The organism is Sphingosinicella sp. CPCC 101087, assembly GCF_004151485.1.
Classification (GTDB): domain Bacteria; phylum Pseudomonadota; class Alphaproteobacteria; order Sphingomonadales; family Sphingomonadaceae; genus Allosphingosinicella.
The window spans coordinates 1-22,431 of record NZ_SBFF01000012.1; the positions used below are offsets into that span (position 1 = coordinate 1).

The window sequence follows — 22,431 nt, forward strand, 5'->3', positions numbered from 1 at the left end:
CGGCCGACACCGCTCTGTCCAATTTCGGCGACAGCAACGTCCTTCGCGCCAATGCCGGCTTCCGGATGAGGTTCTGAGGTTCCCGACCGTCCCTGCGCCGGCCCCCCACCCGGCGCAGGGACGTAGAAGGGGCGGGGGCGCCGGCTCGGCGCCCCCGTATTTCATGGCCATCAGGAAACGTTGGCGCGCTTCCTCGCCCGGGATCCGACCCTCGCCCGACTGGCGTCCGGCAGATCCGGATCAGGGCTTTCCGCTATTTTCGCGCGAGAGCGCGGCGAAACATGCCAGGTCTGCCATCCGTATTCGGGCGCTTCGGCCGAGCAGTCTACGGCTGCGCTCCTCTCGCTGGCGAGGGCGAGACGCTCACCTTCCTGTAGGTTGCCACCAGCTATATGCCGTTCGCCGCCTTCCGCCGGCGCAGCAACGGCAAAGACCTGAGCTGCTTGTTGCTGCGGTCGGGACTGTCGCGCGATGTCAGCGCTTTTGGGGACGCCCATGAATGCTGATCGTCCTCGCGCCCAAGCGCCCCTGGATCGGGCGGCTCTCCCGTAAGGGCCCGCCAGTCCGGGTCTTCAGGACCCAGAGATCTGCGGACGATTCGTCAGGTAACGCCTCCGGTCACCCGGGAATGCCTTTTCCCATCACAAGAAGTCGTCGTAACTGTGCTCTTTCAATCAAGAATGATGATGAATATCCTTTGACGGATGCGGCCGGGTGGCCGCCGCGCATGTCCAAGCCTACCGGCCAAAGGCGGCGGCGCATCGCCAAGGATGTTCTCAACACCCGGCTTTATGGCTTTGTTCTCGACGAACGAAATGACGAGGCCGCAACGTCGATAACGTACTCGAAACGTGCTATCGCTCGTCACCCATGCGACGGTAAAAGCCGAAAATCCGCTGCATCAGACATCGTGGATGAATCCACGGCGGGGAGGCCTAAATATATCGCAATTGTAAGTTGGTTATTTGATCGGTTCTCACCTATGCTTCCTTGGTCATGGCCATGACGTCCAACCAAGAGGAGTAATGCCATGAATCGCGAATATGTTCACGAGGAGCTGATCGAGCTCGGCGTCGCCAGCGTCGATACCAAGGGCAACGGCGTGATCTCGTCCGACAATGAGGGCGGCGAGCTGCCGGCCCTCGGCCTTTCGGACGACTGATCTCTGGGGCAGGCGCGCGTCCGCGGGCGCGCGCCTCCTTTTCTCACTCATGTATGCTCGGCTGCGGCAAGGCCTTTCCTACGGGCTGTGCGGCGACAAGGTCGTTTTCCTCGATCTTGCCGCGGACCACTATTTCTGCCTGCCCGCGGGGCGCGAGAAGGCGTTCGTGGCATTGTCTCGTCTTGAGGGTGGAATAGAGTGGGACTCCTCGTTCGAGCCTCTTGCCGCCTTCGGCGTGATCGAGCCTTCGGTCCAAGCGGAAGGTTTCGCGCCGCCGACTTCCATTGAGGTCCCGACCCATGACCTCGTCGATTGCACGGGCGAGGGGCCGTCTTGGCACGACCTTGCGGGCGCCTGTGCCGCAGAGCTTGGAACGATGCTCTCCCTACGGACCCGACGCCTCGCCGACATCGTCGCCGAAATCGAGGCGTGCGGCCGCGGCCGCGCGGGGGACCAGCGGGATCGGGATTCCCGGCTGGGCCGGATCGCCGCTGCCTTTGCCAAGACGAGCTTCGTCTTCCCGGCCGCGGACCGGTGCCTCGTGCGTGCCGTCGCCATGATGCGGGCTTGCCACCGGCGAGACCTCTTCCCGCGCCTTGTCTTCGGCGTGAGGCTCCAGCCCTTCTCGGCGCATTGCTGGGTGCAGTCCGGCCCCAGCATGCTGATCGGCGGAGTGGAGCAGGCCCGGCTCTTCACCCCCGTTCGGGTGGTCGGGTGAGGCCGACCTACCTTCTGGCCGTAGGGCGCCACCCTTCTGGGTGGGAGGAACTCGTGGCCGAGCTGGAGGCCCGGACCGGGCTCGCATGTGGGGTCAGGGCCTTCCCGCTGGCCGTGCTGACCGACCCGGCATGCCCGCACTTGGCGCTCGACGGTGGCAGCGTGGTCATCGGAAGTCTTTTCGCGCGGCATGGTCCGGCCCGGAGGCTGGACCGTCTCGACGATGCGGAGGATGCGACCGCTTGCGGCGGCGGCGGAGCAGGCCTGCTCCGCGGGTTCTGGGGCGGCTATGTTGCCGCGCTGCGGAGCGGCGACACCGTGCGCGTCCTGCGCGACCCTTCGGCGGCCTTGCCCTGCTACATGGCGTTCACCGGCCCGGCCGTGCTGTTGGCCTCCGATGTCGACCTGCTGATAATGGCGGGTGACCTTCGGCCCGCGCTCGATTGGACGGCGCTCGGAAGGCACCTGTTCGGCGCCGGCCTGCCATCCCCGGAGACGATCCTCACAGGGATCCGGGAGCTTCTGCCCGGCTTTGCCGTCGCGTTTCCCGGCGACGCCGACCGCCAGTTGATGGCCTGGTCGCCCTGGGACCATGTCGATAACGGAACGGTCAACGCCCTCGAGGAGCTGGCGGAGCGGCTTCGGCGGGTCGTGCGCCAGACTGTGCGGGCCTGGACCGGCGACCGTCGTCGGCCGCTGGTCAGCCTCTCGGGAGGGCTGGATTCCTCGATCGTCGCCGCCTGCCTGGCCGAAGCCGGCGCCGCGGTGTGCCTCACCACTTATGCCGACGATCCACTGGCCGACGAACGCGACTATGCGCGCCAGCTGTGCCGGCACCTCGGGCTCGAGCTCGTCGAGGCGCGGCTGCGGCTCGAGGATGTGGACATCGAGGCGCCGCTCGCGGCCCATCTGCCGCGGCCGTTCGGCTTCACCCATGCTCTCGCCTACGAACGGGCGCATGGCGAGTTGGCCCGCAAGGTGGCGGCGGACGCCTTCGTGACGGGCAATGGCGGCGACCAGGTCTTCGCCTACTCGCAGTCGGCCGCGGCGATCGCCGATCGAATGCTGGCCGAAGGCTTGGGTCGCGGCGTGCTCCACACGCTTGGTGACGTATGCCGGCAAACTGGCTGCAGCGTCTCGCAAGCCGCCACGGCCGCCCTACGGCTGGCCTGGTCGCGGCCCGGCTACCGGTGGCGCTACAAACCGGCCTTCCTCGCGCCCGACCTGCTGGCGCGGATTCCCGCGAGCGCGTTTGGGCATCCGTGGCTCGAGGCTCCCCCGACATGCCTCCCCGGCAAGGCCGCGCATGTCGCGACCCTGCTGAGGGTCCAGCGCAACCTCGAGCCGCCAAGGAGCCGTCTGGCGCCCGTGCTCAACCCGCTGCTGTCTCAGCCGGTGATGGAGACGTGCCTCGCCATTCCGTCCTGGATGTGGCGGGCGGGGGGTGTCGACCGCGCGGTGGCGCGGCAAGCCTTCGCGCGGGATCTGCCGGAGGTGGTCGTACGTCGCCGCACCAAGGGCAGTCCGGACAGCTTTGCTGCCCAACTCCTCGACCATTATCGCGGGAGGATCCGCGAGCGCCTGCTCGACGGTCGGCTGATCGGCCAGGCCATGCTCGACCGCGCAGCGCTCGAAGAGGCGCTCCGCGGCGGCGTCGCGCAGGGCGGCGAGGCGCGAATGCGTATCCTCGAGCTGCTCGCGGTGGAAGCGTGGCTCGACAGCTGGACGTCCCGGCTCAGTCCGTCGGCGGCAAGCCGGCGCCGGCCCTGAGCACTTCCCAATGCCGGAGCTCTGCCTGCCGTTCTGCGCTCTCAGGGCGGATGCCGCGCAGCCAATAGTCGAACCAGTCCAGCGCCCGCCGGTAGACGGCGAGCCGATGCGCCGGCTGCCACTTGATATGGGTCTCGTCCGGGAAGACGTACATGTCGGCGGGGGAGCGTGCCTCCCGCAGCGCCGTGAAGCTTTGCAGGGCGCTCATCAGCTCAGTGTCGGCGACCTGGAGCAGGATCGGCGTGCGGATCCGGCGCGCGTTGCGGGACACCGAGATGGGTCGCCAGAAGTCTTCCGCCGGCTCGATTGTCGGCGGATAGCCGGAGGCTCGGAAATAGCTCGCGGCGGCGGGCCCAACCCTGGTGGGCAGCATCGTGTCGATACAGCAATGGCTCAGTGCGGCCACCTTGAAGGGCGTGCCGTTGATGAGCGCGAAAGTGGCGGTGGTCGCGCCGTCGCTGACTCCGGTGACCCCCAGCCGATCATAATCGGCGATGCCGCGTTCGATCAGATGCTGCAGACCCAGTTCGAGCGCGGAATGAACGCTGCGCCGGTCTGCGAACCCCGCCAGGTTGGCGCGCTCGACCTCGACCTTGTCGGTAAGCCCACGTGCCAGGCCCACGAGCCGGGGTCGGGCAAGGCTGAGCACGGCATAGCCGCGGTTGGCGAAGGCCTGGATCGGATATTCGTCCCCAGTGCCGCCGCGCAGAAAGCCGTGCGTCTCATATTGGACGACGACAAGCGGGTAGCGCCGCCCGGGGCGGTAGCCGACCGGGTAGACGAGGTCGCCCACCGTCTCCGATCCGGCGGCGTTGCGCCAGCGCAGGCGCTCGACCCGCCCGAGCGTCAGCCGTGCAAATTCGGGATTTGGGTCGAACAGGAGTTCGCGTCGTCCGGTGTCGGCGTCGAGCCGCTCCAGCCGCCGCGGCTCGACCGCGCCCTCGCGCAGGCAGATCAGGGCGGTGCCGGAAGGCACGCATTCGACCAGCCAGTCGCCGGTCAGGTGGAGGCGGCGCACCGTGCCGCTCGCGGGGGTCCATTGGTAGATTGCTGTCAGGCTCGCCGCCCAGCCCTCGCGCCGGAAGTAGCGCACATGTTGCCCGTCGGGCGTCCACCAGGGCCGGCTGGCGCCGGCGCAGGCCGGAGCGCGGCACTCGACCGGAGCGGCGTTGCCGGTCTGGACGAAGAGCCGCGCGGTTTGCGGCGCGAACGGATTGGGCTGCTCGGTCCAGGCGCGCCGGTCCTGGCTAGGCGCGGCCGAGGTCCATAGAACGTCCTGTGGCGCCCGGGCTTCGAGGAGTGTGGACTCGCTGGCGCTTGCGGCTCGCACCGCCCCGGTCGCGAGGTCGAGGACATGCGTGGCCGTCGGGACGGGCGCCGCGGGGAACGGCCGGTTGCTCGCCACGGGCGCGTAGCGTTCATCATAATGGAAGCCGGAACGCCCTTCCTGCTCGATGCGTGCTCGGGCGGCGCGCAGGGCCGGCCGCGTCGTGAAGATGATTGTCCGGCCGTGCGGCCCGATCCGGAGGTCCTCCACGTCATCCATTCCGGCGAACAGTGGCTCGCTGCCGCGCCCATCGGCCCGTGCGCGCCAGATCTGGGTGTTGCCGCCGACTCGCTTCAGGAAGGCGATCCATTGCCCGTCCGGCGACCAGTGGGGCGTGATCGCGCGAGGGATCCCGGTCTGGAATCCGGCCTTGCCGCGGAATGCGCGAGCGATCCGGATGAGCTCCCCGCCTCGATCGACGATGACCGGGCGTGCGCCCGGGCGAACCTCCATGACGAGCATCGCCAGGCAATAACTGTTGCGGTGCGGGTCGGCTCGACGCAACTGAAAGGCGAGACGCCGTCCGTCCGGCGACAAGGTCATCAGCCGCGCGTCGGGCGTCGTGGGACCTGCCGGGCCAATGTCGCGCAGCCGCACCAGGTCTTCCGGCGTGAGCGACCTCGTCGCGGCCGCGGCTGCATCCGGCGATGGCAAGAGATCGGCGCAATTGGCGGCCTCCGGGCCGGCCGCGAGAGTGGCCGAAGGCGCGAGGCCGGCCAGTGCGAGGCCGAGGGCGATACGGCGCATCACCAGCTCCTCGTCAGCGAAAGTCCGATGAAGCGCCCCACCGGCGACTGATTGGTGGAATCGTAGGGCACCGACCCCGGATTGGGGTTTCGGATGAGGTCCGGCCTCTCGTCGAGCAGGTTGAGGACGTTGAGGCGCAGTTCGAAACCGCTGAGAGGACCGCTGTCCGCAAAGCCGCGCAGGCTCGCGCTCATGTCGACGGTGACGAACGGAGCGATCCGCTGCAGCGGTGCCCGGCGATCGTCCAGCACTGGACCGGTATAGTTCAGGAACGCGGTGAAGCTGGCGCGCTCGCTCCGCCAGGTGCCGCCGAAGCGGGCGCGCCAGTGGGGCGGGTTGAAGATCCGGCCCGCCCGTTCGGCGAAGGGCTGGCCCTCGATGAGCTGGCGAGCGCTCTCGAGATAGCTTGCCGAGCCGCTGAGCAGCAGGCGCTGGCCTGCCGAAAGGTCCAGGTCGTAGTCCATCGCAACGTCGACGCCGCGGGCCCGCTCGCGCGCGGCGTTGCGGATCGAGCTGTCGAAGATCGCGCCGACCAGGACGGGGTCGAAAGGTTGGCCTGTGATGTTGTCAAGGCCGAGTGGCAGCCCGGCGACGATCGACTCCACGAGTTCCGGCGCCGGATCGAAGGTAATGAGGTCTCGGTAGATCGGATTGCCGAGGCCGGCGAGAAAGCCAATGACCGGACTTGCGATGCGGTCGCGATAGTCGATGTCGAAATAGGTCGCCTCGACGCGCAGTCCCTCGGCGAAGCGCGGACGAAGCTCGACGGTGGTCGACCAAGTGGTGGCGCGCTCCGCCCGCAGCCCCTCGCCACCCCCGAGCAGGAGCAGCACGGTCTCGCCGGCCGGGATCGGCGGTTGGGGCTGCGGTGAGAACAGGCGTCCGGGCAGCAGCGCGCCTTCGGGAACGAGGTTGACTTGGTCGAGGGTCGGAACCTTGAAGGACTCGCCCCATGAGGCACGCAGCGTCACGTCCTGATGCGGCTGATAGACGAGGCCCAGCTTGGGCGTCGCCACTTCGTCTATGCCCTCGTGCCGCTCGTAGCGGACGGCGGCGCTGACGGTCAGTCGGTGTATTAAGGGCAGCCCGAACTCCGGGGCGACCAGTGGCAAGGACAGCTCGCCATAGGCGAACTGGACGCCGCGCGAGTCGGTGAAGTCGCGCGTCGTCACGACCGTCCCGTCGACGCTCTGGGCCACGTTGACGTCGAGCAGCACGCTTCGATAGCCGCCGCCGACCGCAAGCCGAGCGGCGCCGCCGGGCAGGCGGAACAGCGGACCTTCGGCATTGGCCTCGATCCCGGTCGTGCGGTTCTCGTAGATGAGGCGCTGGGGGACCTCCACGCTGGCGGTGTAGCGACGGGAATCGATGTCGGTGCGGCTGACGGCGCGCGTCGCGCTGATCGAGGCTTCCCAGCCATGCGGCAGCGCGAGGCGAAGCGTCGGCGTGACTGCCCAGGAGCGAACGAGGGGCCGGTTGACGAGGCCGTCGGTGAGCACGTCGCGGTCGGCGAAGAAGGGGGTCTGCTTGAGGGAGCGACGCCGGTTGAAGAAGGCGTCCAGCTCGAGCGTCATGCCGCCGGTGAGAGCCTGCTGCCCGGCAAGGACGAGGGCATGGCGAATGCTGCGCTGGATCAGCGTTTGCGACCCATCGAGGCTGGAAGCATATTCGCGGTCCGCCGCCAGGATCGGTGTCGTGCGGCCATGATCGTAGGCGGCCATGAAGCCGCCGGACGACCAGTCGGCGCCGCCGACCATGCTATACTGCTGCTGGACGTTGCCGCCCGCGGTGGAGCCTCCCAGCCGGGCGCCGACCTGCAGACCGTCATAGCGGCGCCTCAAGATGATGTTGGCGACGCCGCCGACGGCGTCAGAGCCGTAGAGCGCCGAGGCGCCGTCGGCGATCACCTCGATCCGCTCGACGGCCGCGAGCGGAATGGCGGAGATGTCGACGCCCTGGTTGAGGGCGTCATAGGCGATGCGGTGCCCGTTCACGAGCGTCAGCGTCGCATCGGGGCCTAAACCCCTGAGATTCAACGTCGCCGAATTGTTGATATTGCTCTGCCCGCCCTGGTCGCCACCGCCGGCGACGCCGGGATTCTGGCCGCCGGAGAAGTTCTGGGGAAGGATGCGGGTGAAATCGGCGAGGCCGCTGGCGCCCGCTTCCTCGAGCTCGCGGCGCGTCATCACGATGACCGGGGAAGGTGATTGAGTGCCGCGGATGCGGGTGCCGGTCACCGTGATTCCGACTTCTTTCGCGCCGGAGGCGGCCGCTTTCGGTGCGCTCGTGGGCGCGCGGACCAGCATCGCGCCTTCGTGCGTCTCGACGACGAGGCCGGTCCCGGCGACCACGGTCCTCACGGCTTCAGCGAGCGTGAACCGGCCTTGAAGGGGAGGTGACCGCCGCCCCTGGACGGCTTCGGCAACGAAGATCACCTCGCCTCCCGAGGTCCGCGCGATGGATCGCAGCGCCTCGGCAAGATCCTGCGCCGGCAGGTCATAATCGGCTCGAAGCTGGGCCTGTGCCATGAGCGCCGCCGGCGCCGAGATTCCGCTGGTCAATGCCGCCGCCACGAGGCAGCCGGCGCGAAGCGCACCTTTGGTTTTCATCCTGTCTCTCCTCCCCCGCCGGCTCGGGTTCTGGCCGGCTTCGGGAGGTTTGACGCAGCGGGGCGGGGGACTACGGGGTCCGCCGGAAAATAAATCTCATCGAGCGGTGAGGACGATCCGCTCCGGGTCGCTTCGGTCGACCTTCAGGCCGAGCAGGATGGCGAGCCTGTCGGCGAGGCGCTCGGTGTTGCCGAGCCTGAACCGTCCGGAAACGCGGCGATCGCCGAGAGCTGCATTCGAGAGATGGATGGGCCTCGCCGTGCCCCGGTTGGCCTCGGCGATGAGGTCGGCGAGCCGGACGGGTCCGAACTCGCGGATGTCGCCATCCACTGGCCGCGCGCCGGGTGAAACGGGCAGTTCGGCGCCCGTTCCGGCCGTGCCGGTCTGCGCGCCGAACGAGACACGCTCGCCGGCAGCCAGCCGGCGGACGTCCGGTGCGTTTCCGCTAGACGCCTGGGCGGCCGGGAGCGTCACGTCGACCACACCCTCGACGAGATGCACCGTCACGCGCTGGGCGGCGTCGACGGCGATATCGAATATCGTCCCTCGGGCCGTGATTCGTCCGCCCCCGGCCTCGACGTTGAACGGACGGTGGTCGGCGGCAACCTCGAAGCGGGCGAGGCCGCTCACCAGGCGCAGGTCGCGTGCAGCGGAGTTCAGTCGGACCTGGAGGCGGGTCCCGGCGCCGAGCAGGAGGGTCGATCCGTCGGCGAGGCGCACGCGGCGCTCTTGATCCGGGCCGGTTACGAGGATCTGGTCTGCACCGCCGGCGCGGCTTGCAATTGCCGGCTGCTGCCCGGGAGAGGAGGCGGCGCGGGTCGCCAGCCAGCCCGCCGCCGCAGCCAGCAGCAGCAGGCCCACCAGGCCCGCGACGAGCTGCGAGCGCCGAGATCTGGCGGTTGGCGCGGGGTCCCCTGCGGGTCGCTGCTCGTCGGCCAGCAGCTTGCCCATCGCGAATATTTCGGCGGCGCGGTTGTAGGCGCTACGGTGTAGGGCGCCCCGAGCGATCCACGCTTGGAACGCCTCGCGATGGGATTCGGCGTCCGGGCCTCGCATGCGCGCGAACCAGGTAGCTGCCTCGCGCATCAGCGGGTCGCGTTCCACCTCCCGATCGACAGGCGCACTCATCGCTTGTCCAGTTCGCTCCCGATCCGCACGATCGCCTCGGCCATGTGCCACTCGACCGTGCGGACGCTGATACCAAGCCGTTCGGCAATCGTCTTGTAGCCGAGACCTTCGATCCGGTGGAGGACGAATACCTGCCGCATGCGTGGCGGGAGAGTCGCGACAGCCGCACGGTAGCGCGAACGCATGTCCTCGAGCTCCATGTCTTCATATTGTCCAGGCGGTGCGCTGAGCTCGGGTGCGTCCTCGAGCGGCACCTGCACGGCCCGCGTGCGAAGGCGGCGGGACCGGTCGATCAGGAGGTTGCGAACGATCCTGCCCAGGAACGCCTCGGGCCGGCGCAGCCCCTGTCCGGCTCCGGCGCGCAGGAGCCGGGCGAAGGCGTCTTGGACGAGATCGCGTGCCTCCTCGCTGCAACGGAGGCGGGAACCGACCTGGCGGCGGAGCCGTGCCGCCTGCTCCCGGTAGAGCAGCTCGACGCGCCGCCGTTCCGCCCCGGACGTCTCCGATGGGTGGTTGCGGCAGGGATCATTGTTCTCGTCGTCCACCGATTCAGGCGGCGGCGCGGACGACATGATAGGGTCGCACGAGATCGTGTCCCGCGCCGGGCGATTGCCTGGAAGAATGTCGCCTGACCTTCAGGGTCAGGCGCGCTTGATGCCTGGCGGTGAAAGACCGGCAGCCCGGTGCCGGCATGGTCGGGCTGCGTGGGGACTGTGCTTCAGATTCCTGGCCGGTTCAACCGTGCGCAGACTGGCCTGGGAGGCGGCAATGGAATCTCACCGCGGAGCCATGCCGAACTCGAGGCGAAGTTCGCCGCCTGAACGAAGTTTGCGCCGCGCGACTCTCGACTATCAGGACTTGGCAGCGCGCCGGCGCGGTGCGCGAGCGGGCTTTGCTGGAGCCGAGGCGCTCGCTTCCGCCTTGGTGCGGCGACCCTTCTGGCCGAGACCGATTTTCTTCGCCATGTTGCGCCGGGCTTCCGAATAATTCGCCGCGACCATCGGATAATCGGACTTGAGATTATAGCGCTCGCGATATTGCTCGGGCGTCAGACCATGGGTGGAAAGATGACGGCGCAGCGTCTTGTATGGCTTGCCGTCGATCATCGAGATGATGTGGTCCTTCGAGGCAAGCGATTTGCGAACCGACACGGCCGGAGTGAACGTCTGTGCCGGCTTGCTGCTCTCGGAATCGTCTCGGGAAGATCCGTTTGCCAGCGCCGTCACGGTGGCGTGCATGGTTTTCAGAAACTCCGGTACCTCGTCGGCCTGCACCCGGTTGTTCTGGTTGCCGAGCCAGGCGATGGTCAGCTCGGTTGCGAGCTCCACCGCGTTCAATTCTGGTTGTACTTGTTGCTGTTCGGCCATGGGGGATTTCCAATTGCAAGGGGGAGAGTTACTGCGCCAGAGCGCCATAGCGGAGAACTTCAAACTGTCTAACCTGCGGTGTTCCGCATGTTCGGTTGCAGAGCATCCGTTCGACCGGATCCGCTATTGATACGCGCCAGGAACAATCTGCGTTCCCGAGCACTTATTTCACCTGAGCGTGGCCGCTGGCGTCGGCAGGTGGCCAAGTGCCACGCTTTGCCTTGTTCGCTCGTTTGCTGACGAAGCATCCTGGCCCTGACTTCGGTTGGCTGCGCAAATCGTCGCGGCACGAAAAACTTGGGCGAAGCGACATCAGGGCTTGTCGGCGGAGACCATAAGGCAGTCGGCTAACAGCGCGGCTTGGGGTCTCCAGGCGCGGGTCGTCTCTTTGTCTTCGGTCCTCGGGCGTATCCGGTAGGCCCGCCGTGTCACCGCTGCCTATTGCAGCTCGCATCCAAAACAAAAATGCGACAAGCTGAATAATTGGGCATTGTTTCTGAACTGATTCCTGTGGCCGACCACGCCAATTCCGGCTTGCTTGCCTTTGCGACGCTGCTCGCTGTTCACCGTATCTCGGTCGACGTGGGTCAGCTGCGCCACGAGCTGGGTCATTCCCGCGCAGTCGGGCCGGACGACATGCTAAGGCTTGCACGGCGACAGCCGGAGGTGCGGACGAAAGTGGTTCTCACCGAGCGGTCCGGCCAGGCGCGGCTGCCGCTTCCCGCCCTGGCCAACGGCACCTGCGGCTGGTTCCTTGCCGGTGGCGTTGGAGAGAACGAGGTGCTGGCCGCCCAGCGGGAAGCGCATACCGACCGGCGCAGCCGCTACGTCTATTCACCGGCAGTAGGGGGCGAGCGCTATGGCCGTGTCATTCCGATTGGACATGAGGCCGCAGCTCCAGGCTCGCCGGAAGCGCGGGAACGACTCCTCAGACTATGTGCAACGCGACCATCTCGCGTTGAGCGGGAGACGGAAAATCGTGCGGCTGTGCCGTGACGCGCGCAATGATGACGGGGGAATACCATGGATCGAAAGACAGTAACTGCATTCGTTTCGGGGCTGGCCATCTCGGCTATCGCACTCTCGATCTGGCAAGCAATCGACCAGTCCTACGAGCTGTATCGAATGTGTGAGGCGAGCGCCGGCACAGCGATTATAGACTATTCTAGCAACAGGGTTGAGCAGAGGCAGGAAGTTCGGTGCGACGGTCGCGAGCCTGATCGCCACTGCAGAGAGCTCTCCTATCCCGACGACCATCTCCTTACTGATACTCAAACGATAATTGGATTTGACGGGGTTCAACACCTAGGATCTGTTAGAATAGTCCCGACAATATACTTTATCACACTTGCTGGCGGTCGATATAAGAGAATCGTGAACTTCAAAGGTACCCCGCCAGGGCTTTCTGGCGTGGTCAACCGCGCAATATTTGCCAGTAAGGCTATCAGCGACTGCCACACAATTTGATTTCTGCGAGCATTTGAGAAATGACTTATCGTTACATCGCTGGGAGATCGCTGGACAACGCGTTCGGAGCCTAGGGGGTCGGCCTGCTGAGCCCGGCTCTTCCAGGCAGGCACTGATCCAGAGAAGCGGTCGGGACGCTCGGGGCGGCATAGCGCGGTGCGGCATGCCGTGGGGTCCGCCGAGCTCGGGAGAGCTTTGAGGGGCGCACTGGCCTGCCTTCAGCGCAGGGCGAAGGTGGTGCCGCATGGATCTTGCCGGGCCGATCCTGCCACCGTGAAGTCAGGACCGCATCGCCTCCAGGATCCGGGGTACGGCCTTGCATCGGCGCCGGCAGTAGCGTGCCACGCCGCGCCGCGCGGCGGGCAGGTCGCTACGGCGAAGCTGCCGCGTCAGCGCCCCGAGCTCGTCCGCCACGTCGTCAAGGACGTCCGGCTCGGCCTTGCGCGCCGCAAAGAGGCGTTCATTGGCGTTGATAGTCGCAACCTCGAGCTCGGGACTTCCGGCAAGCTGCGCCAACCCGGCGAACAGGTTCGAGGCAGCGCGTGGAAGCTGATCGGGCGCGGGGCCGCATGGGTCTGCGATGAGGGGCAGGTCGGCGGGAGGGCGCGAGCGGCGAAGGGATCGCAGCGCGACGAGGGCCAGGTCGGCGCTCCAGCGATAGAGGTGACGAAGCGCCGATTCCGTCAGCAGCGGCGCCCGGAAGCCGTTGTGGCCGGGGGCCTCGGCGAGCCTCTCGCCGACCAGGCGGTGGAGCGCGTCCCGCACCGGCGTGATGCTCGAAAGAAGCTCGTCGCCGAGCGCGGCCGGCTCGAGATGCTGCCCCGGTGCGAAGCGGCCGCTCACCAGCTGCTCCTTTACCGCCAGATAGACGCGCTCGAACGTGGGCCCCGGGTTCATCGCGCCGCCCCGCGCCTGGCTTGCGTGCTCATGCGGACTGCGGCGCAAGCTGCAGCTGCGCATGTTCGTCGACCGCCAGCACCTGGTCGGGCCGCAGCGCGTCGACCGCGCCTGGATGCTGCGGCGTCGCGTCCTGCAGGAGGATGGACGGGCAGCAGCCCTCGAAATTCCCGAGGTTCGGCCGGTGCTGCCGATAGCCGATCAGCGCCGCAAGCTCGGGAGAGAAGGTGCGGGCGATCGCCGGCGGATAGGCGAGGAACTGGTTCTCGTAGCTCTTGAGCCAGCCGAGGCTGTAGCCGACGATCATGCCGCGCCGCACCTCGCCGCTCGCATTGGCGCCGGCCGCGTGCAGGGTGGAGCCCAGGAAGAGCAGGGCCGAACCCGGCTCGACCTCGGGAACCTGTTCCGATGCCTCGGCGACCGGATAGTGCGCCCTGAACCCGTGACTTTCCGGCCAGAGCCGGGTGGCCCCATTTTCGCGCGTGTAGCGAGTGAACGGCCACATCACGTTGACGAGATATTCCTTCTCGCCAGTCTCGCCCCGCCACATGTCCTGGTCGCGGTGGGGCATCTGGGCGAGCGCTCCGGGATGGACCGCGATCGCCTGGGTGAGGTTGAGCTGGATCGCGTCGCACCACGGCGAGAGCAGCCGTTCGGCGACGCCCAGGACGAGTTCGTTCTGGACCAGCGCCGCGGCATGGCGGGACCGCGCGAGCAGGCGGCCGAACCGCTTGGTGCGCTCGCCATAGAAGCGGCCCCGGCAGAAAGGCGTCGCGGCGAAGTCGGGCGCGAGATCGTCGTCCAGTGCCCTGATCGTCTCCGGCGGCACCAGATCGGGAATGACGCAATAGCCGTCGCCATGGAGGCGCTCGGCCCAGCTGCGGATGGAAAGCTGGAGATCATCGATGGCAGGCATGGCGTGGCTCCTTAGACGAGCTCGGGCGTGCGTGCCGCCTGGAGCGGCTCGGGTCGGTAGAGGCCGCTCGCCTCGAGCAGCGCCGGCGTGTCCGCGGCGATGTCGATGGCGAACGCGCCGAGGAGCTTGCCGTCCACCCGACGAGGCAGGCCGAGCGGGCGGCATCGCCAGCCGAAGGCGAGGATCTGCTGGAGCCAGCCGAGCTCGGCCACGCCGCAATAGGTCCGGATCGAGCTTGCCAGCGCATGGTCGACCAGAGCCGAGACGAGCCGGTTGCGTATCTCCAGCCGTTCGGACGCCGCAAGGCGGCGGTCGAGGCAGAAGCGCGTGATCTCCAGCGCATCCGGCCGCGCCGGCGGGGATATGTCGCAAAGCTCGGGGAACAGAGTGTCGAGGATGTGCGGCCGGATCGTCTGAAGCAGGCGCGCCGAGCCGAGATGCTCGCCCTCGTCGTCCGTCAGGATGATGTAGTGCGCATGCTCGTCGTCATATTGATCGACCTCGTAGCGACCGTCGATGACCGGCACGTCCCATCTGAGGAGGTCGACGAAGACCTGCTTTCGGGCGGCGAACATCGCGCGAAGCGCGCGCGACTCGAATGGGTGACGAACCCGCTCGGCAATGGTGACCATGTCCTTCTCCTCATGGATGACATGGGTCAGCTTCGCTTCGGCAGCGGGCGTCCGATATTCCCAGAAATGGGTATTGCCAGCGAGTCGCGGGCGACGGGGGATCAGCGCCGGAAGATGTCGAAGAAGCTGATCGAGCCGTCGAACAGTGCGTGCACCGCCAACATCGTCCGCTTGGTGACTCCGTAGCGCTCGCGCGCCTGCTTGAGGTGCCGGATCACCGTCTCATGGCTGATGCCGAGGATGCGGCTGATCTCCCAGTCGGTCTTGCCGCGTGCGACCCAGATGATGCACTCGCGCTGCCGGTCGGTCAGCGGCTCGCCGGTCAGCTCCCCGGGCGAACGCAGCCGCCACAGCCGCCGTGCCGCCTCGAACGCGAACGAGCCGACCAGCTGCGCGAGCGGGAGGTCGTCTGATTGTATCGGCCAATTGACGGGATTGGCGAAGGAGCAGGATCCGTTGGACTCGCCCGGCACGTGCGCCGGCACGGTGAAGCCGTCGCCGATCCCCTGGTCCACGCCGCGGGCCAATATGTCGTGGTCGCGCCGGGTGAGCGCGATCAGCTGCGGGATCTGGGACCAGGTGAAGCCGACACTGGTGACGTGGCTTGCCCGGTGGACGGGATCGGAAAGGCCGAGGCGGTTCTCGTCATAATATTGCGCCCAGTCCGCCGGGTAATTGTGGAGACGTATCGCCGTCCGGGCCGATCGCCGGACGTCGACGTGGTGGGTGAGCGCGAAATGATGAAATCCCATCTCGCGCGAGATCTCCGCCAGCGCGTCGGAAAGCTGGCCTTCGCTGGAGAGCCCGGCGAGGTCGCGCAGGAACAGCTCCGCACGCTCGAACTTGACCATGGCCGTGCACTGGCGCGGAGAGGCGTTCCAAGTCGCCTCGCGCCTCCGCGCCTGTCCTCTTCGCGGAAACGGCCGTTTCTCAGGCGGCAGGTCCCGCAGTCACCATCAGCCTGTCGAGCCTAGCTGTATAACGTCGCCAGGCCAACAGTGTCGGAGTGTCTGCGACAATATATGCTGATTATTAGTTCACGCGGGGCCCCGGCTTGCGAATCAATCCTGTAGACTCTCTGTCAACTTCTTCTGGTGCACATCTGGTGACGAAAAGTGCGCTTGCCACGGGCTGCGGCGAACTTCGTGAGCCTGGCGGGCGCTGTCTTGCGACGACGGGAACGGCGCCGATGCCATACTCGCGACTTGTCGACCAATCTGTGTGCATGCTCTCGCAATGCGGCTCGGACGCCGAGCTTGCCGCTTTGCTCGACGACGTCGCCCGCGAGCTTGGCTTCAGCTATTTCGCGCTTCTCCACCATTCGAGCCTGTCGCGTCGCCGCACCGGTCTTATCCGGATCGATACCTATCCGGACGGCTGGGAGGAGGAGCTTTCGGCGCGTCGCCTGATCGGTGCCGACCCGGTGCATCTGGCGAGCCAGCGCACCAATACGGGCTTCGTCTGGTCCGAGCTGGGAGAGCTGGTGCCGCTCGGGCCAGCGCAGCGCGACGTGCTGGAGCGAAGCGTCCGGTTCGGCATCGGCGCAGGGTTCACGGTGCCGGTGAACGTGCCGGGCGAGCCGGGTGGTTCCTGCTCCTTCGCGGTGCGCCCCGGGGCCGACCTGCCATGGGCGAGGCTGCGCTGCGCCGAGACGATCGGCGCGCACGGTTTCCGGGCCGCGCGGCGGATCCACGGCTATCCGGCTTGCAGCCGTCCCCCGCGCCTGAGCCGGCGCCAGCTCGAATGCCTGAGGCTCGTCGCCGCCGGCAAGACCGACTGGGAAATTTCCCGCATTCTCGGGCTCGGCGTCGAGACGGCTCGCCAATATGTAAAGAGCGCGCGACGCGCATATGACGCGGCGACCCGCACCCAGCTCGCCGTGCACGGCCTTCGCGACGCGCTCATTTCGTTCGACGAGGCAATCCCCCCATCCGGGTGAATGGTGCGAGTGCCGCTCCGCCTGCTCTGCTGATCGCAGGCAGGAGACCAGGCATCGTGCAGGTACCGATCAGCCCCGACTGTTCCTGCCGCCGCGGCTGAGGCCGCGCGCGGCGCGCAATGGGCCGTCCTCCGGAGGGCCTGCCCGACTGGCGGGACGCGGCGGCTTATGCACGGCTGCTGAGGGCGAGCCGTACCGGCTTCGCGTGGGAATGGCTGCGGAGGAACCCGGCCTATCGCCGGGCGGCAAAAGCGGCGGCGCCGGTGCGCACGGATCGGCCGGCAACGATCGTCGCAGCCGACCCTCGGGCCGCGCCATTCGGACTTCATGCCTTCGAGGCCCCGGACGCACCCGTGCCCTTCGCCCGGCCCGTCTGGACCAGGGGAGTGCTGCCCCGAATCCTCGAGGCCAGGATCGATCCGGGCGGGGCGGACGATGACCGGTTCGACCTGGCGCGCCTCGATCGTCTCGCGACGATCGTCCAGGCGCAGGGACCCGAGCACCTGTTGCTGTCCGACGGCTATCGGGCCGTGCGGATGGACGTCATCGCCGGCACGCTCCTGCGCGGTCCGGCGCTTCTTCGTTACGAGCTGCACGGCTTCAGCGACGTCGACGGGCCCCTGCTGGCGTTGCGGCGGCTGCTTGCGCTGTGGCGGAGCGGTCGCTTTTCGCAGCTGCTCCACCCTCTCGAGGCGCGCGCGCACCGCTGGATCCAGATGCTTCGCGCCCACGACGCGCTCGTCTGCGGCGCAAGCCAGCGCGAGATCGCCGGGGAGCTGCTCAGCACCGAGGCCGCAGGCGTGCGCTGGCGCGTCAATGCGCCCAGCATCAGGTCACGTGTCCAGCGGCTGGTGCGCGGGGCGCGGCGAATGGCGAGCGGCGGCCAATGTTCGCTGCTGCGATGACCGATTTCTGCTATGAGGAGGCTTCGCAGCCGTATCGTGAGCGAATGATCGACATGTTCACATCTCTTGTCCGGCCGCCCAGATGTCACGGCCGGCATGAAGGTGTCGGACTCAGTCCGGGCCATAAGAAATGCGTCGCCGTGCTGGGGGAGCACATGGAACCGCAATTGCGACCCTTATGGGGGTCGGCTCATCGCCTGAAACGCTGGTCCAAGCCCCGCTTCGGTCACCATTGTCAAGCCATAGGGTTGGTGAAACTGAGAGCTCGTGGCCGGCCCCCTGAACTCAGCGGCCCACACCGTATGCGCCCTAGCCACCGTTCCGAGCCCGTGCATCTTCGCCTACCAGCGGAACGTCGTCGATAGGAAGGCGGTCGCGGGTCTGCGCGGGAAATCGCCTCTGCAACAGCTCCTCCTGCACATGTTGAACGATAAGAGGTTCGTTCGCACTTGAGGAGCTAGTTCTTGAACCCATGCTCCAGCGCTCGCAGAGACGGCATGGCCCGCTCGTCATTATGCGTCAGAAGGGCGACGAGAACCTCCTGATCCGGTTGTCGCCCTGCACAATGGGCACTCAATCGTCGGCCGGCACTTCCTGGAGGTCCAGATTCGGACCGCTCCAGCCCGGACCCGCGTGGTCGCGGTTCACTGTGGCAAAGATGACCGAATAGGCCAGACTGCGCCAGCCGGGCCCCGGGAAGGAGGACGCCAGCCGCTCGGCCGTCCTGACTTCTCCGACCTTGGCCAACAGGTGAATAAGGCGGACTCGTACTCTGGCCGCGGCAACCCGCTCGAACGGTTTGACTGCGTCCAAGGATGCCGGCGCGGCGGCCGCCGCCTGCAGAATGGAGCGGGCGCCCAGCACATCTCCAGATCGCAGGCGGCGTTCGACTGCTTCAACACGCGTGCTGGCCAACACGAGCGGCTTACCAGTGGCGGCAGCCGCTTCCAGCGCCTTGGCAACGTCGCCTGCCTTGAGCCAGACCATTGCTGCGAGCTCATCATCCAACCCTCTGGGGCAGAGGCGGTCCAAAAGGCCGGATTCCTGAAGATGAGCCATGTAGGCGGCGATGACTGACTCATCCTGTAGGGGAACGACCCAGAAGAAGACGCCGGTTAGTCCCCCATCGACCGCGGAGCAGTCATCGGAGGCGGGAAGCAAAGCCGTCACCTCCACGGCTCGGTCCATGTCTCCGGCGCGCAGCAAGTCGGCGATCAATCCCTGCGCTTGCGTTGACGGTTGCTCGGCCACACTGGCAGCGGGTGACGGTCGTTGAGCCAAGGCTTGCCTGACGCGATCGATCGCTGCGTCCGGTTTTTCCTCGATCAGGTCGATTGAGGTCGTCTCGAGCCAGTTCGCCGCTTCCGCCTGCGTGTCGGCCTCCAGGAGCGGTATCAGGGCCCTCAGCCGGCGCACAGCTACGAGGGCGCCTCCAGCGGGCCGGTCGGGCACGGATCCCCATGTTGCCATGTACAAGAGCTCCGCCTTGGTCGGGCCGGGCTGAAGCGCATCCGCAGCCGCAAGAAGATGAGGGAAACGCGGAAGAGGCGGTGGGTCAATGCCCGGGGGCGCGTCCATGAAGAAGCATTCGCGGATACGTAGTTCGTCCGCGGCACTTGCGCTCCCTGGCCTCAATAATTCTATGAAGCCAGTACATGCGGCCGCGGCATCCTGGCGCTCTCTGTGATACGCCACTATCTGGCGTGTCAGCCTGTCCGGGCCACGATCGAAGGTACGCAGCTCGTAGTCTTCTGACATGGCTGCTGCGGCTTCGATGGCGCGCTCACGATCCGCATGTCGAAGATTGCGTGAAACCGTGAGTAGCACATTGTCGCGAGCTCGGCCCGCAGGCATGGAACTCGCTTCGCTGAGCGCCCGCGCGGCAAGGCTGGCATCCTCTGCGGCATTGGCGCTGCCGGCTTGAAGCGAAATCAGGGCAAGACCTACCCCGAACAGACGGAGATGACGTAGCAACATCGGCCCAAGCTACGCCAGTTTCTCAATGGCACAATAGGCGTACAGGCAGCCGGCTAAGCCGGATTCCAGGCGCTCGTCTGTCGGGCGCAGGGAGGCTCATGCCCACAGCAGCGAACGTCGGACTGGTTGGTATTCGGCCGGAGAGTTGCCAGTCCGATTGCAACCCTGAGCAGACATTCCGGCTACTGGCACTCCGCTGATAGGGCAGATAGTTGCATATGAGGGCAAACTGGAACCCGCCTGAAATGGAGACTGTCGGGGCCATCGTTCTGGCCGGGAGGCGGTCACTTCCCACTTGCCGGTACGCCGCCGATTCCCGCCGCCTGTCCCAGGCGCGCCCCGGACGGTCCTGAGCGCAACGCCCAAATGTTGACGAGTCTTTCCCTCGCCCGTCAGGTGGATTCCATGGAAGGCAAGTTCGGACTTTCTGGCACCGCCATCGCAATTGGTGTGGTGCTCGGCACCGTGATCGGCATCGTCATCAAAAGCATCATCGCCGGCATCGGCATCGGCATCTTCATGATCATGGCCATATCGAGCTCAAAGGCACGAGGCCGAATTCGCTGCGAGGAACAGCGTCAGGGCGATTAGTCGGCAAATCAGGCTCTGAAGCCATTCTGCCGCTTACGTTCGGCTTCGGCTCGCCCGAACAGCGCCCTTCCGGTTGCACGCGGGTGGGACCGGGCGATTGCCTTCACCGACATCTTTATAATAACGGCTTTCGGCTCCAGCGCCAAAGGCAGCCTCGGGCCGAAACAACAGATAGGCTCTCTGGGCGGCGACCTGCGAGAGCACGTCTGTAGTCCGTGTCTTGTGCTACTGCGCCGGCCCAGGGCTTCGCAGGAAGCGGCTACCAGCTTTCTCGTCAGCCAAACCTGCCGCCAGTTGCCTGTCCCGGCACCATTCATTGGCCACCACCCAATGAACCGATCGGAGCCGGGCCGGCGCCCAATTCGCCATCAAGTTCACACCCGGCGGCAACGGCTTCTCATGTCGTTGGCCTGCATCAAGATCTTTCGGCGGATCCGCCGGCTAGACGCGCCGGATCACCAGCTTGTCCTTGCCGCACAGGCCGCATTCGCCTAGCCTGCGCTCGAAGCCGCCAATGCCCGCAAGTTCGCGGCTCTTGTGGTTGGCGTGCTGCCGGACCGACAGGTTCAATCGCTCGGCGATGCAGTCATCGCACACGGCAACAGGCGATAGCCGCGCGATCAGCGCCCGCACTTCCTCCATGACGGTCATGAAAGCAGTCCCCCTGTCCCGACAATGATTCGTTGCCTCCAGAATAGCGCCATCGAATGAGAACATCCAGCGAACGGGCGGGCGCCGGGGCTCGTTTCCGGCGTCGTCCTTTTTCGAGCCTCTGCCGCAAGCGCGAACGACGCCATGGCTTGCGGCACGGGCGGCGGGCTTGGCGCCGTCAAGGCCAAGGAGGGTTTCATGGACGACGAGATCGCCCGCGCGGCGCGCGCCAAGAAGGGAAGCCCGTTCCTGTCGACGGAGCAGGCGGCCTTCTATCTGGGCCTGTCCCCCCGCAAGCTTCAGGCGATGCGCGCCTGCGGGAAGGGACCGCGGTTCCGGCGCCACAGCCGCTATGTCCGCTACCATATCGACGATCTGGACGACTGGTCGAAGGGCGTCACCGATGCCGGCGGCGGCCATGCCTGAGCATCGCGCGCTGCCGCTCTTTCGCTGGGGCGAGGAGCTGCGCCGCCATCGCCGCGTCCGCCGCATGACCCGTCTGCGCATGCTCGCCGCGGCGGCGGGCGCCGCAGCGGCCACCGCGTCGCTCGGGACGATCGTGTGGCCGCCCGGGACGCTCCTCCTGTGGAATGCGAGCGCGAGCAGCCCGCTCGGGCTGTACGTCATCGGGCCCACGGCCGGCGTCGCGGCGGGAGACATGGTGGCCGCCTGGCCTCCCGACGCCGCTCGCAGGCTCGGTGCCGAGCGCCACTACCTCCCGGCCAACGTGCCGTTGGTGAAGCGCGTCGCGGCGACAGCCGGCGATCGGGTCTGCGCGGCCGGCGAGGCCGTGTTCGTCAACGGGCGGCTGGAGACGATGCGGCCCGCGCACGACCGGTCCGGACGGCCGATGCCTTGGTGGACCGGCTGCGCGACGATCCCCGAAGGGGGACTCTTCCTGCTGGCACCGAGCGTGGCCGAAGCGTTCGACGGCCGCTATTTCGGGATCACGCGGCGCGAGCATGTCTTGGGCCGCGCGACGCTGATATGGCCGGATTGAGGGCCGGGCTCCTCGCGGGGGCCCTGCTTTGGGCCGCACCGGTTGAAGCCGCTTCGCTCGCCCGGTGGTCGCCATTCATTGCGGAAGCGTCGGCCCGGTTCGGCATTCCCGAAGAATGGATCCGGCGCGTCATCCGCGCCGAGAGCGGGGGGCGGACGATGCTGCGGGGGCGCCCGATCGTCAGCCGCGCGGGCGCGATGGGGCTGATGCAGCTCATGCCGGGCACCTGGCGAGAGATGCGGGGGTTGCTCGGCCTGGGTGCCGATCCGCACCACCCGCGCGACAACATTGTCGCCGGGACGGCCTATCTGCGCATGATGTACGACCGGTTCGGCTATCCCGGGCTGTTCGCGGCCTATAATGCGGGGCCGGCTCGCTATGCGCAGTATCTCGCCACGGGCCGGCGGCTGCCGCGCGAGACGATCGCCTATCTGGACGCCCTTGCCGGCACCGGCTCAGCCATGCCGGTGACGAAGCGCAAGCCTGCGCCCGCGGGGGCGTTGTTCGCGGTGCGGGCGAGTTCGCACGCCGGCGGAGCCGGCCTCGAGCCACTGGCACCGGCCGATCCTTCCGCGGCCTTGTTCGTCGTCCTGCGCCGCTCGGACGACGACTGAGCGATCCGTCGGGGA

At 67.1% G+C, this 22,431-nt stretch carries 21 protein-coding genes; 10 read left to right on the forward strand and 11 right to left on the reverse strand.

Annotation, left to right across the window (positions count from 1 at the left end; genetic code table 11):
* Positions 1-1,030: 1,030 nt before the first annotated feature.
* The 3 genes from EKM57_RS17745 to EKM57_RS17755 are packed head-to-tail and all read left to right on the forward strand — an operon-like array spanning position 1,031 to position 3,649.
* A complete protein-coding gene (locus tag EKM57_RS17745; RefSeq protein ID WP_129793872.1) occupies positions 1,031-1,162 on the forward strand; it encodes a benenodin family lasso peptide in 132 nt (43 codons plus the stop codon).
* Between the two features lie 49 nt (positions 1,163-1,211).
* Positions 1,212-1,880: a lasso peptide biosynthesis B2 protein gene (locus EKM57_RS17750; protein ID WP_165357533.1), complete on the forward strand. Its 669-nt coding sequence runs from the start codon at positions 1,212-1,214 to the stop codon at positions 1,878-1,880.
* A gap of 53 nt (positions 1,881-1,933) precedes the next feature.
* Positions 1,934-3,649 carry an asparagine synthase C-terminal domain-containing protein gene (locus EKM57_RS17755; RefSeq protein WP_129793874.1) on the forward strand — a complete coding sequence of 572 codons (1,716 nt, stop codon included), beginning with the start codon at positions 1,934-1,936 and terminating at the stop codon, positions 3,647-3,649.
* On the opposite strand, the gene EKM57_RS17760 is transcribed toward EKM57_RS17755, so the two are convergent.
* From EKM57_RS17760 to EKM57_RS17780, 5 genes are all read right to left on the reverse strand, one after another.
* Entirely contained in the window at positions 3,615-5,723 is a 2,109-nt protein-coding gene (locus EKM57_RS17760; protein ID WP_129793875.1) for an Atxe2 family lasso peptide isopeptidase, read from the reverse strand. The two genes, EKM57_RS17755 and EKM57_RS17760, sit on opposite strands and share 35 nt — an antisense overlap.
* Positions 5,723-8,332 (reverse strand): TonB-dependent receptor, encoded by a 2,610-nt coding sequence (locus EKM57_RS17765; protein WP_129793876.1) that lies wholly within the window; start codon positions 8,330-8,332, stop codon positions 5,723-5,725. Before EKM57_RS17765 ends, EKM57_RS17760 begins: the two co-directional genes overlap by 1 nt.
* A gap of 96 nt (positions 8,333-8,428) precedes the next feature.
* Positions 8,429-9,460, reverse strand: coding sequence for a FecR domain-containing protein (locus tag EKM57_RS17770; RefSeq protein WP_129793877.1), 1,032 nt, complete (start codon positions 9,458-9,460; stop codon positions 8,429-8,431).
* Positions 9,457-10,032, reverse strand: a complete 576-nt coding sequence (locus tag EKM57_RS17775; RefSeq protein WP_129793878.1) for an RNA polymerase sigma factor — start codon at positions 10,030-10,032, stop codon at positions 9,457-9,459. The genes EKM57_RS17770 and EKM57_RS17775 overlap by 4 nt, the downstream gene beginning before the upstream one ends.
* Before the next feature lie 279 nt (positions 10,033-10,311).
* Positions 10,312-10,827, reverse strand: coding sequence for a MucR family transcriptional regulator (locus tag EKM57_RS17780; protein WP_129793879.1), 516 nt, complete (start codon positions 10,825-10,827; stop codon positions 10,312-10,314).
* 483 nt (positions 10,828-11,310) lie between these two features.
* Between EKM57_RS17780 and EKM57_RS17785 the strand changes: the two genes are divergently transcribed.
* Positions 11,311-11,823, forward strand: a complete 513-nt coding sequence (locus EKM57_RS17785) for a cysteine peptidase family C39 domain-containing protein (protein ID WP_129793880.1) — start codon at positions 11,311-11,313, stop codon at positions 11,821-11,823.
* Positions 11,824-12,573: 750 nt separating this feature from the next.
* Here EKM57_RS17785 and EKM57_RS17790 read toward each other — a convergent pair.
* The 4 genes from EKM57_RS17790 to EKM57_RS17805 all read right to left on the reverse strand — a co-directional run bounded on the left by EKM57_RS17790 (position 12,574) and on the right by EKM57_RS17805 (position 15,590).
* Complete coding sequence (locus EKM57_RS17790) at positions 12,574-13,191, reverse strand: GntR family transcriptional regulator (RefSeq protein WP_165357534.1); 618 nt, start codon at positions 13,189-13,191, stop codon at positions 12,574-12,576.
* 28 nt (positions 13,192-13,219) lie between these two features.
* Positions 13,220-14,107, reverse strand: a complete 888-nt coding sequence (locus tag EKM57_RS17795) for a phytanoyl-CoA dioxygenase family protein (RefSeq protein WP_129793882.1) — start codon at positions 14,105-14,107, stop codon at positions 13,220-13,222.
* Positions 14,108-14,118: 11 nt separating this feature from the next.
* Entirely contained in the window at positions 14,119-14,739 is a 621-nt protein-coding gene (locus EKM57_RS17800; RefSeq protein WP_129793883.1) for an acyl-homoserine-lactone synthase, read from the reverse strand.
* A 101-nt stretch (positions 14,740-14,840) separates the two neighbouring features.
* Complete coding sequence (locus EKM57_RS17805; RefSeq protein ID WP_129793884.1) at positions 14,841-15,590, reverse strand: LuxR family transcriptional regulator; 750 nt, start codon at positions 15,588-15,590, stop codon at positions 14,841-14,843.
* Between the two features lie 374 nt (positions 15,591-15,964).
* On the opposite strand from EKM57_RS17805, the gene EKM57_RS17810 reads away from it, so the two are divergent.
* On the forward strand, positions 15,965-16,678 hold the full coding sequence (locus EKM57_RS17810; RefSeq protein WP_206185491.1) for a LuxR family transcriptional regulator: 714 nt from the start codon (positions 15,965-15,967) through the stop codon (positions 16,676-16,678).
* A 119-nt stretch (positions 16,679-16,797) separates the two neighbouring features.
* Positions 16,798-17,583 (forward strand): DNA -binding domain-containing protein, encoded by a 786-nt coding sequence (locus EKM57_RS17815; protein ID WP_129793886.1) that lies wholly within the window; start codon positions 16,798-16,800, stop codon positions 17,581-17,583.
* A gap of 573 nt (positions 17,584-18,156) precedes the next feature.
* On the opposite strand, the gene EKM57_RS17820 is transcribed toward EKM57_RS17815, so the two are convergent.
* Entirely contained in the window at positions 18,157-19,560 is a 1,404-nt protein-coding gene (locus EKM57_RS17820) for a hypothetical protein (RefSeq protein ID WP_129793887.1), read from the reverse strand.
* A 405-nt stretch (positions 19,561-19,965) separates the two neighbouring features.
* Between EKM57_RS17820 and EKM57_RS17825 the strand changes: the two genes are divergently transcribed.
* The gene (locus EKM57_RS17825) at positions 19,966-20,151 is read left to right on the forward strand and encodes a hypothetical protein (protein ID WP_129793888.1); all 186 of its coding nucleotides are present in this window, start codon (positions 19,966-19,968) and stop codon (positions 20,149-20,151) included.
* 441 nt (positions 20,152-20,592) lie between these two features.
* Here EKM57_RS17825 and EKM57_RS17830 read toward each other — a convergent pair whose 3' ends face one another.
* Positions 20,593-20,802 carry a hypothetical protein gene (locus EKM57_RS17830; RefSeq protein WP_129793889.1) on the reverse strand — a complete coding sequence of 70 codons (210 nt, stop codon included), beginning with the start codon at positions 20,800-20,802 and terminating at the stop codon, positions 20,593-20,595.
* A gap of 198 nt (positions 20,803-21,000) precedes the next feature.
* Here EKM57_RS17830 and EKM57_RS17835 point away from each other — a divergent pair, with 198 nt between their 5' ends.
* The 3 genes from EKM57_RS17835 to EKM57_RS17845 are packed head-to-tail and all read left to right on the forward strand — an operon-like array spanning position 21,001 to position 22,416.
* Positions 21,001-21,228 carry a helix-turn-helix domain-containing protein gene (locus tag EKM57_RS17835; RefSeq protein ID WP_129793890.1) on the forward strand — a complete coding sequence of 76 codons (228 nt, stop codon included), beginning with the start codon at positions 21,001-21,003 and terminating at the stop codon, positions 21,226-21,228.
* Complete coding sequence (locus tag EKM57_RS17840) at positions 21,221-21,802, forward strand: S26 family signal peptidase (RefSeq protein ID WP_129793891.1); 582 nt, start codon at positions 21,221-21,223, stop codon at positions 21,800-21,802. The genes EKM57_RS17835 and EKM57_RS17840 overlap by 8 nt, the downstream gene beginning before the upstream one ends.
* A complete protein-coding gene (locus EKM57_RS17845; RefSeq protein WP_129793892.1) occupies positions 21,790-22,416 on the forward strand; it encodes a lytic transglycosylase domain-containing protein in 627 nt (208 codons plus the stop codon). The genes EKM57_RS17840 and EKM57_RS17845 overlap by 13 nt, the downstream gene beginning before the upstream one ends.
* Positions 22,417-22,431: the final 15 nt, after the last annotated feature.

Bases quoted from the DNA above. Each gene is read 5' to 3' on its own strand.
- EKM57_RS17745 (WP_129793872.1), top strand. From the start codon at position 1,031: ATGAATCGCGAATATGTTCACGAGGAGCTGATCGAGCTCGGCGTCGCC.
- EKM57_RS17750 (WP_165357533.1), top strand. From the start codon at position 1,212: ATGTATGCTCGGCTGCGGCAAGGCCTTTCCTACGGGCTGTGCGGCGAC.
- EKM57_RS17760 (WP_129793875.1), bottom strand. From the start codon at position 5,723: ATGCGCCGTATCGCCCTCGGCCTCGCACTGGCCGGCCTCGCGCCTTCG.
- EKM57_RS17765 (WP_129793876.1), bottom strand. From the start codon at position 8,332: ATGAAAACCAAAGGTGCGCTTCGCGCCGGCTGCCTCGTGGCGGCGGCA.
- EKM57_RS17770 (WP_129793877.1), bottom strand. From the start codon at position 9,460: ATGAGTGCGCCTGTCGATCGGGAGGTGGAACGCGACCCGCTGATGCGC.
- EKM57_RS17775 (WP_129793878.1), bottom strand. From the start codon at position 10,032: ATGTCGTCCGCGCCGCCGCCTGAATCGGTGGACGACGAGAACAATGAT.
- EKM57_RS17780 (WP_129793879.1), bottom strand. From the start codon at position 10,827: ATGGCCGAACAGCAACAAGTACAACCAGAATTGAACGCGGTGGAGCTC.
- EKM57_RS17790 (WP_165357534.1), bottom strand. From the start codon at position 13,191: ATGAACCCGGGGCCCACGTTCGAGCGCGTCTATCTGGCGGTAAAGGAG.
- EKM57_RS17795 (WP_129793882.1), bottom strand. From the start codon at position 14,107: ATGCCTGCCATCGATGATCTCCAGCTTTCCATCCGCAGCTGGGCCGAG.
- EKM57_RS17800 (WP_129793883.1), bottom strand. From the start codon at position 14,739: ATGGTCACCATTGCCGAGCGGGTTCGTCACCCATTCGAGTCGCGCGCG.
- EKM57_RS17805 (WP_129793884.1), bottom strand. From the start codon at position 15,590: ATGGTCAAGTTCGAGCGTGCGGAGCTGTTCCTGCGCGACCTCGCCGGG.
- EKM57_RS17810 (WP_206185491.1), top strand. From the start codon at position 15,965: ATGCTCTCGCAATGCGGCTCGGACGCCGAGCTTGCCGCTTTGCTCGAC.
- EKM57_RS17815 (WP_129793886.1), top strand. From the start codon at position 16,798: ATGGGCCGTCCTCCGGAGGGCCTGCCCGACTGGCGGGACGCGGCGGCT.
- EKM57_RS17820 (WP_129793887.1), bottom strand. From the start codon at position 19,560: ATGTTGCTACGTCATCTCCGTCTGTTCGGGGTAGGTCTTGCCCTGATT.
- EKM57_RS17825 (WP_129793888.1), top strand. From the start codon at position 19,966: ATGGAAGGCAAGTTCGGACTTTCTGGCACCGCCATCGCAATTGGTGTG.
- EKM57_RS17830 (WP_129793889.1), bottom strand. From the start codon at position 20,802: ATGACCGTCATGGAGGAAGTGCGGGCGCTGATCGCGCGGCTATCGCCT.
- EKM57_RS17835 (WP_129793890.1), top strand. From the start codon at position 21,001: ATGGACGACGAGATCGCCCGCGCGGCGCGCGCCAAGAAGGGAAGCCCG.
- EKM57_RS17840 (WP_129793891.1), top strand. From the start codon at position 21,221: ATGCCTGAGCATCGCGCGCTGCCGCTCTTTCGCTGGGGCGAGGAGCTG.
- EKM57_RS17845 (WP_129793892.1), top strand. From the start codon at position 21,790: ATGGCCGGATTGAGGGCCGGGCTCCTCGCGGGGGCCCTGCTTTGGGCC.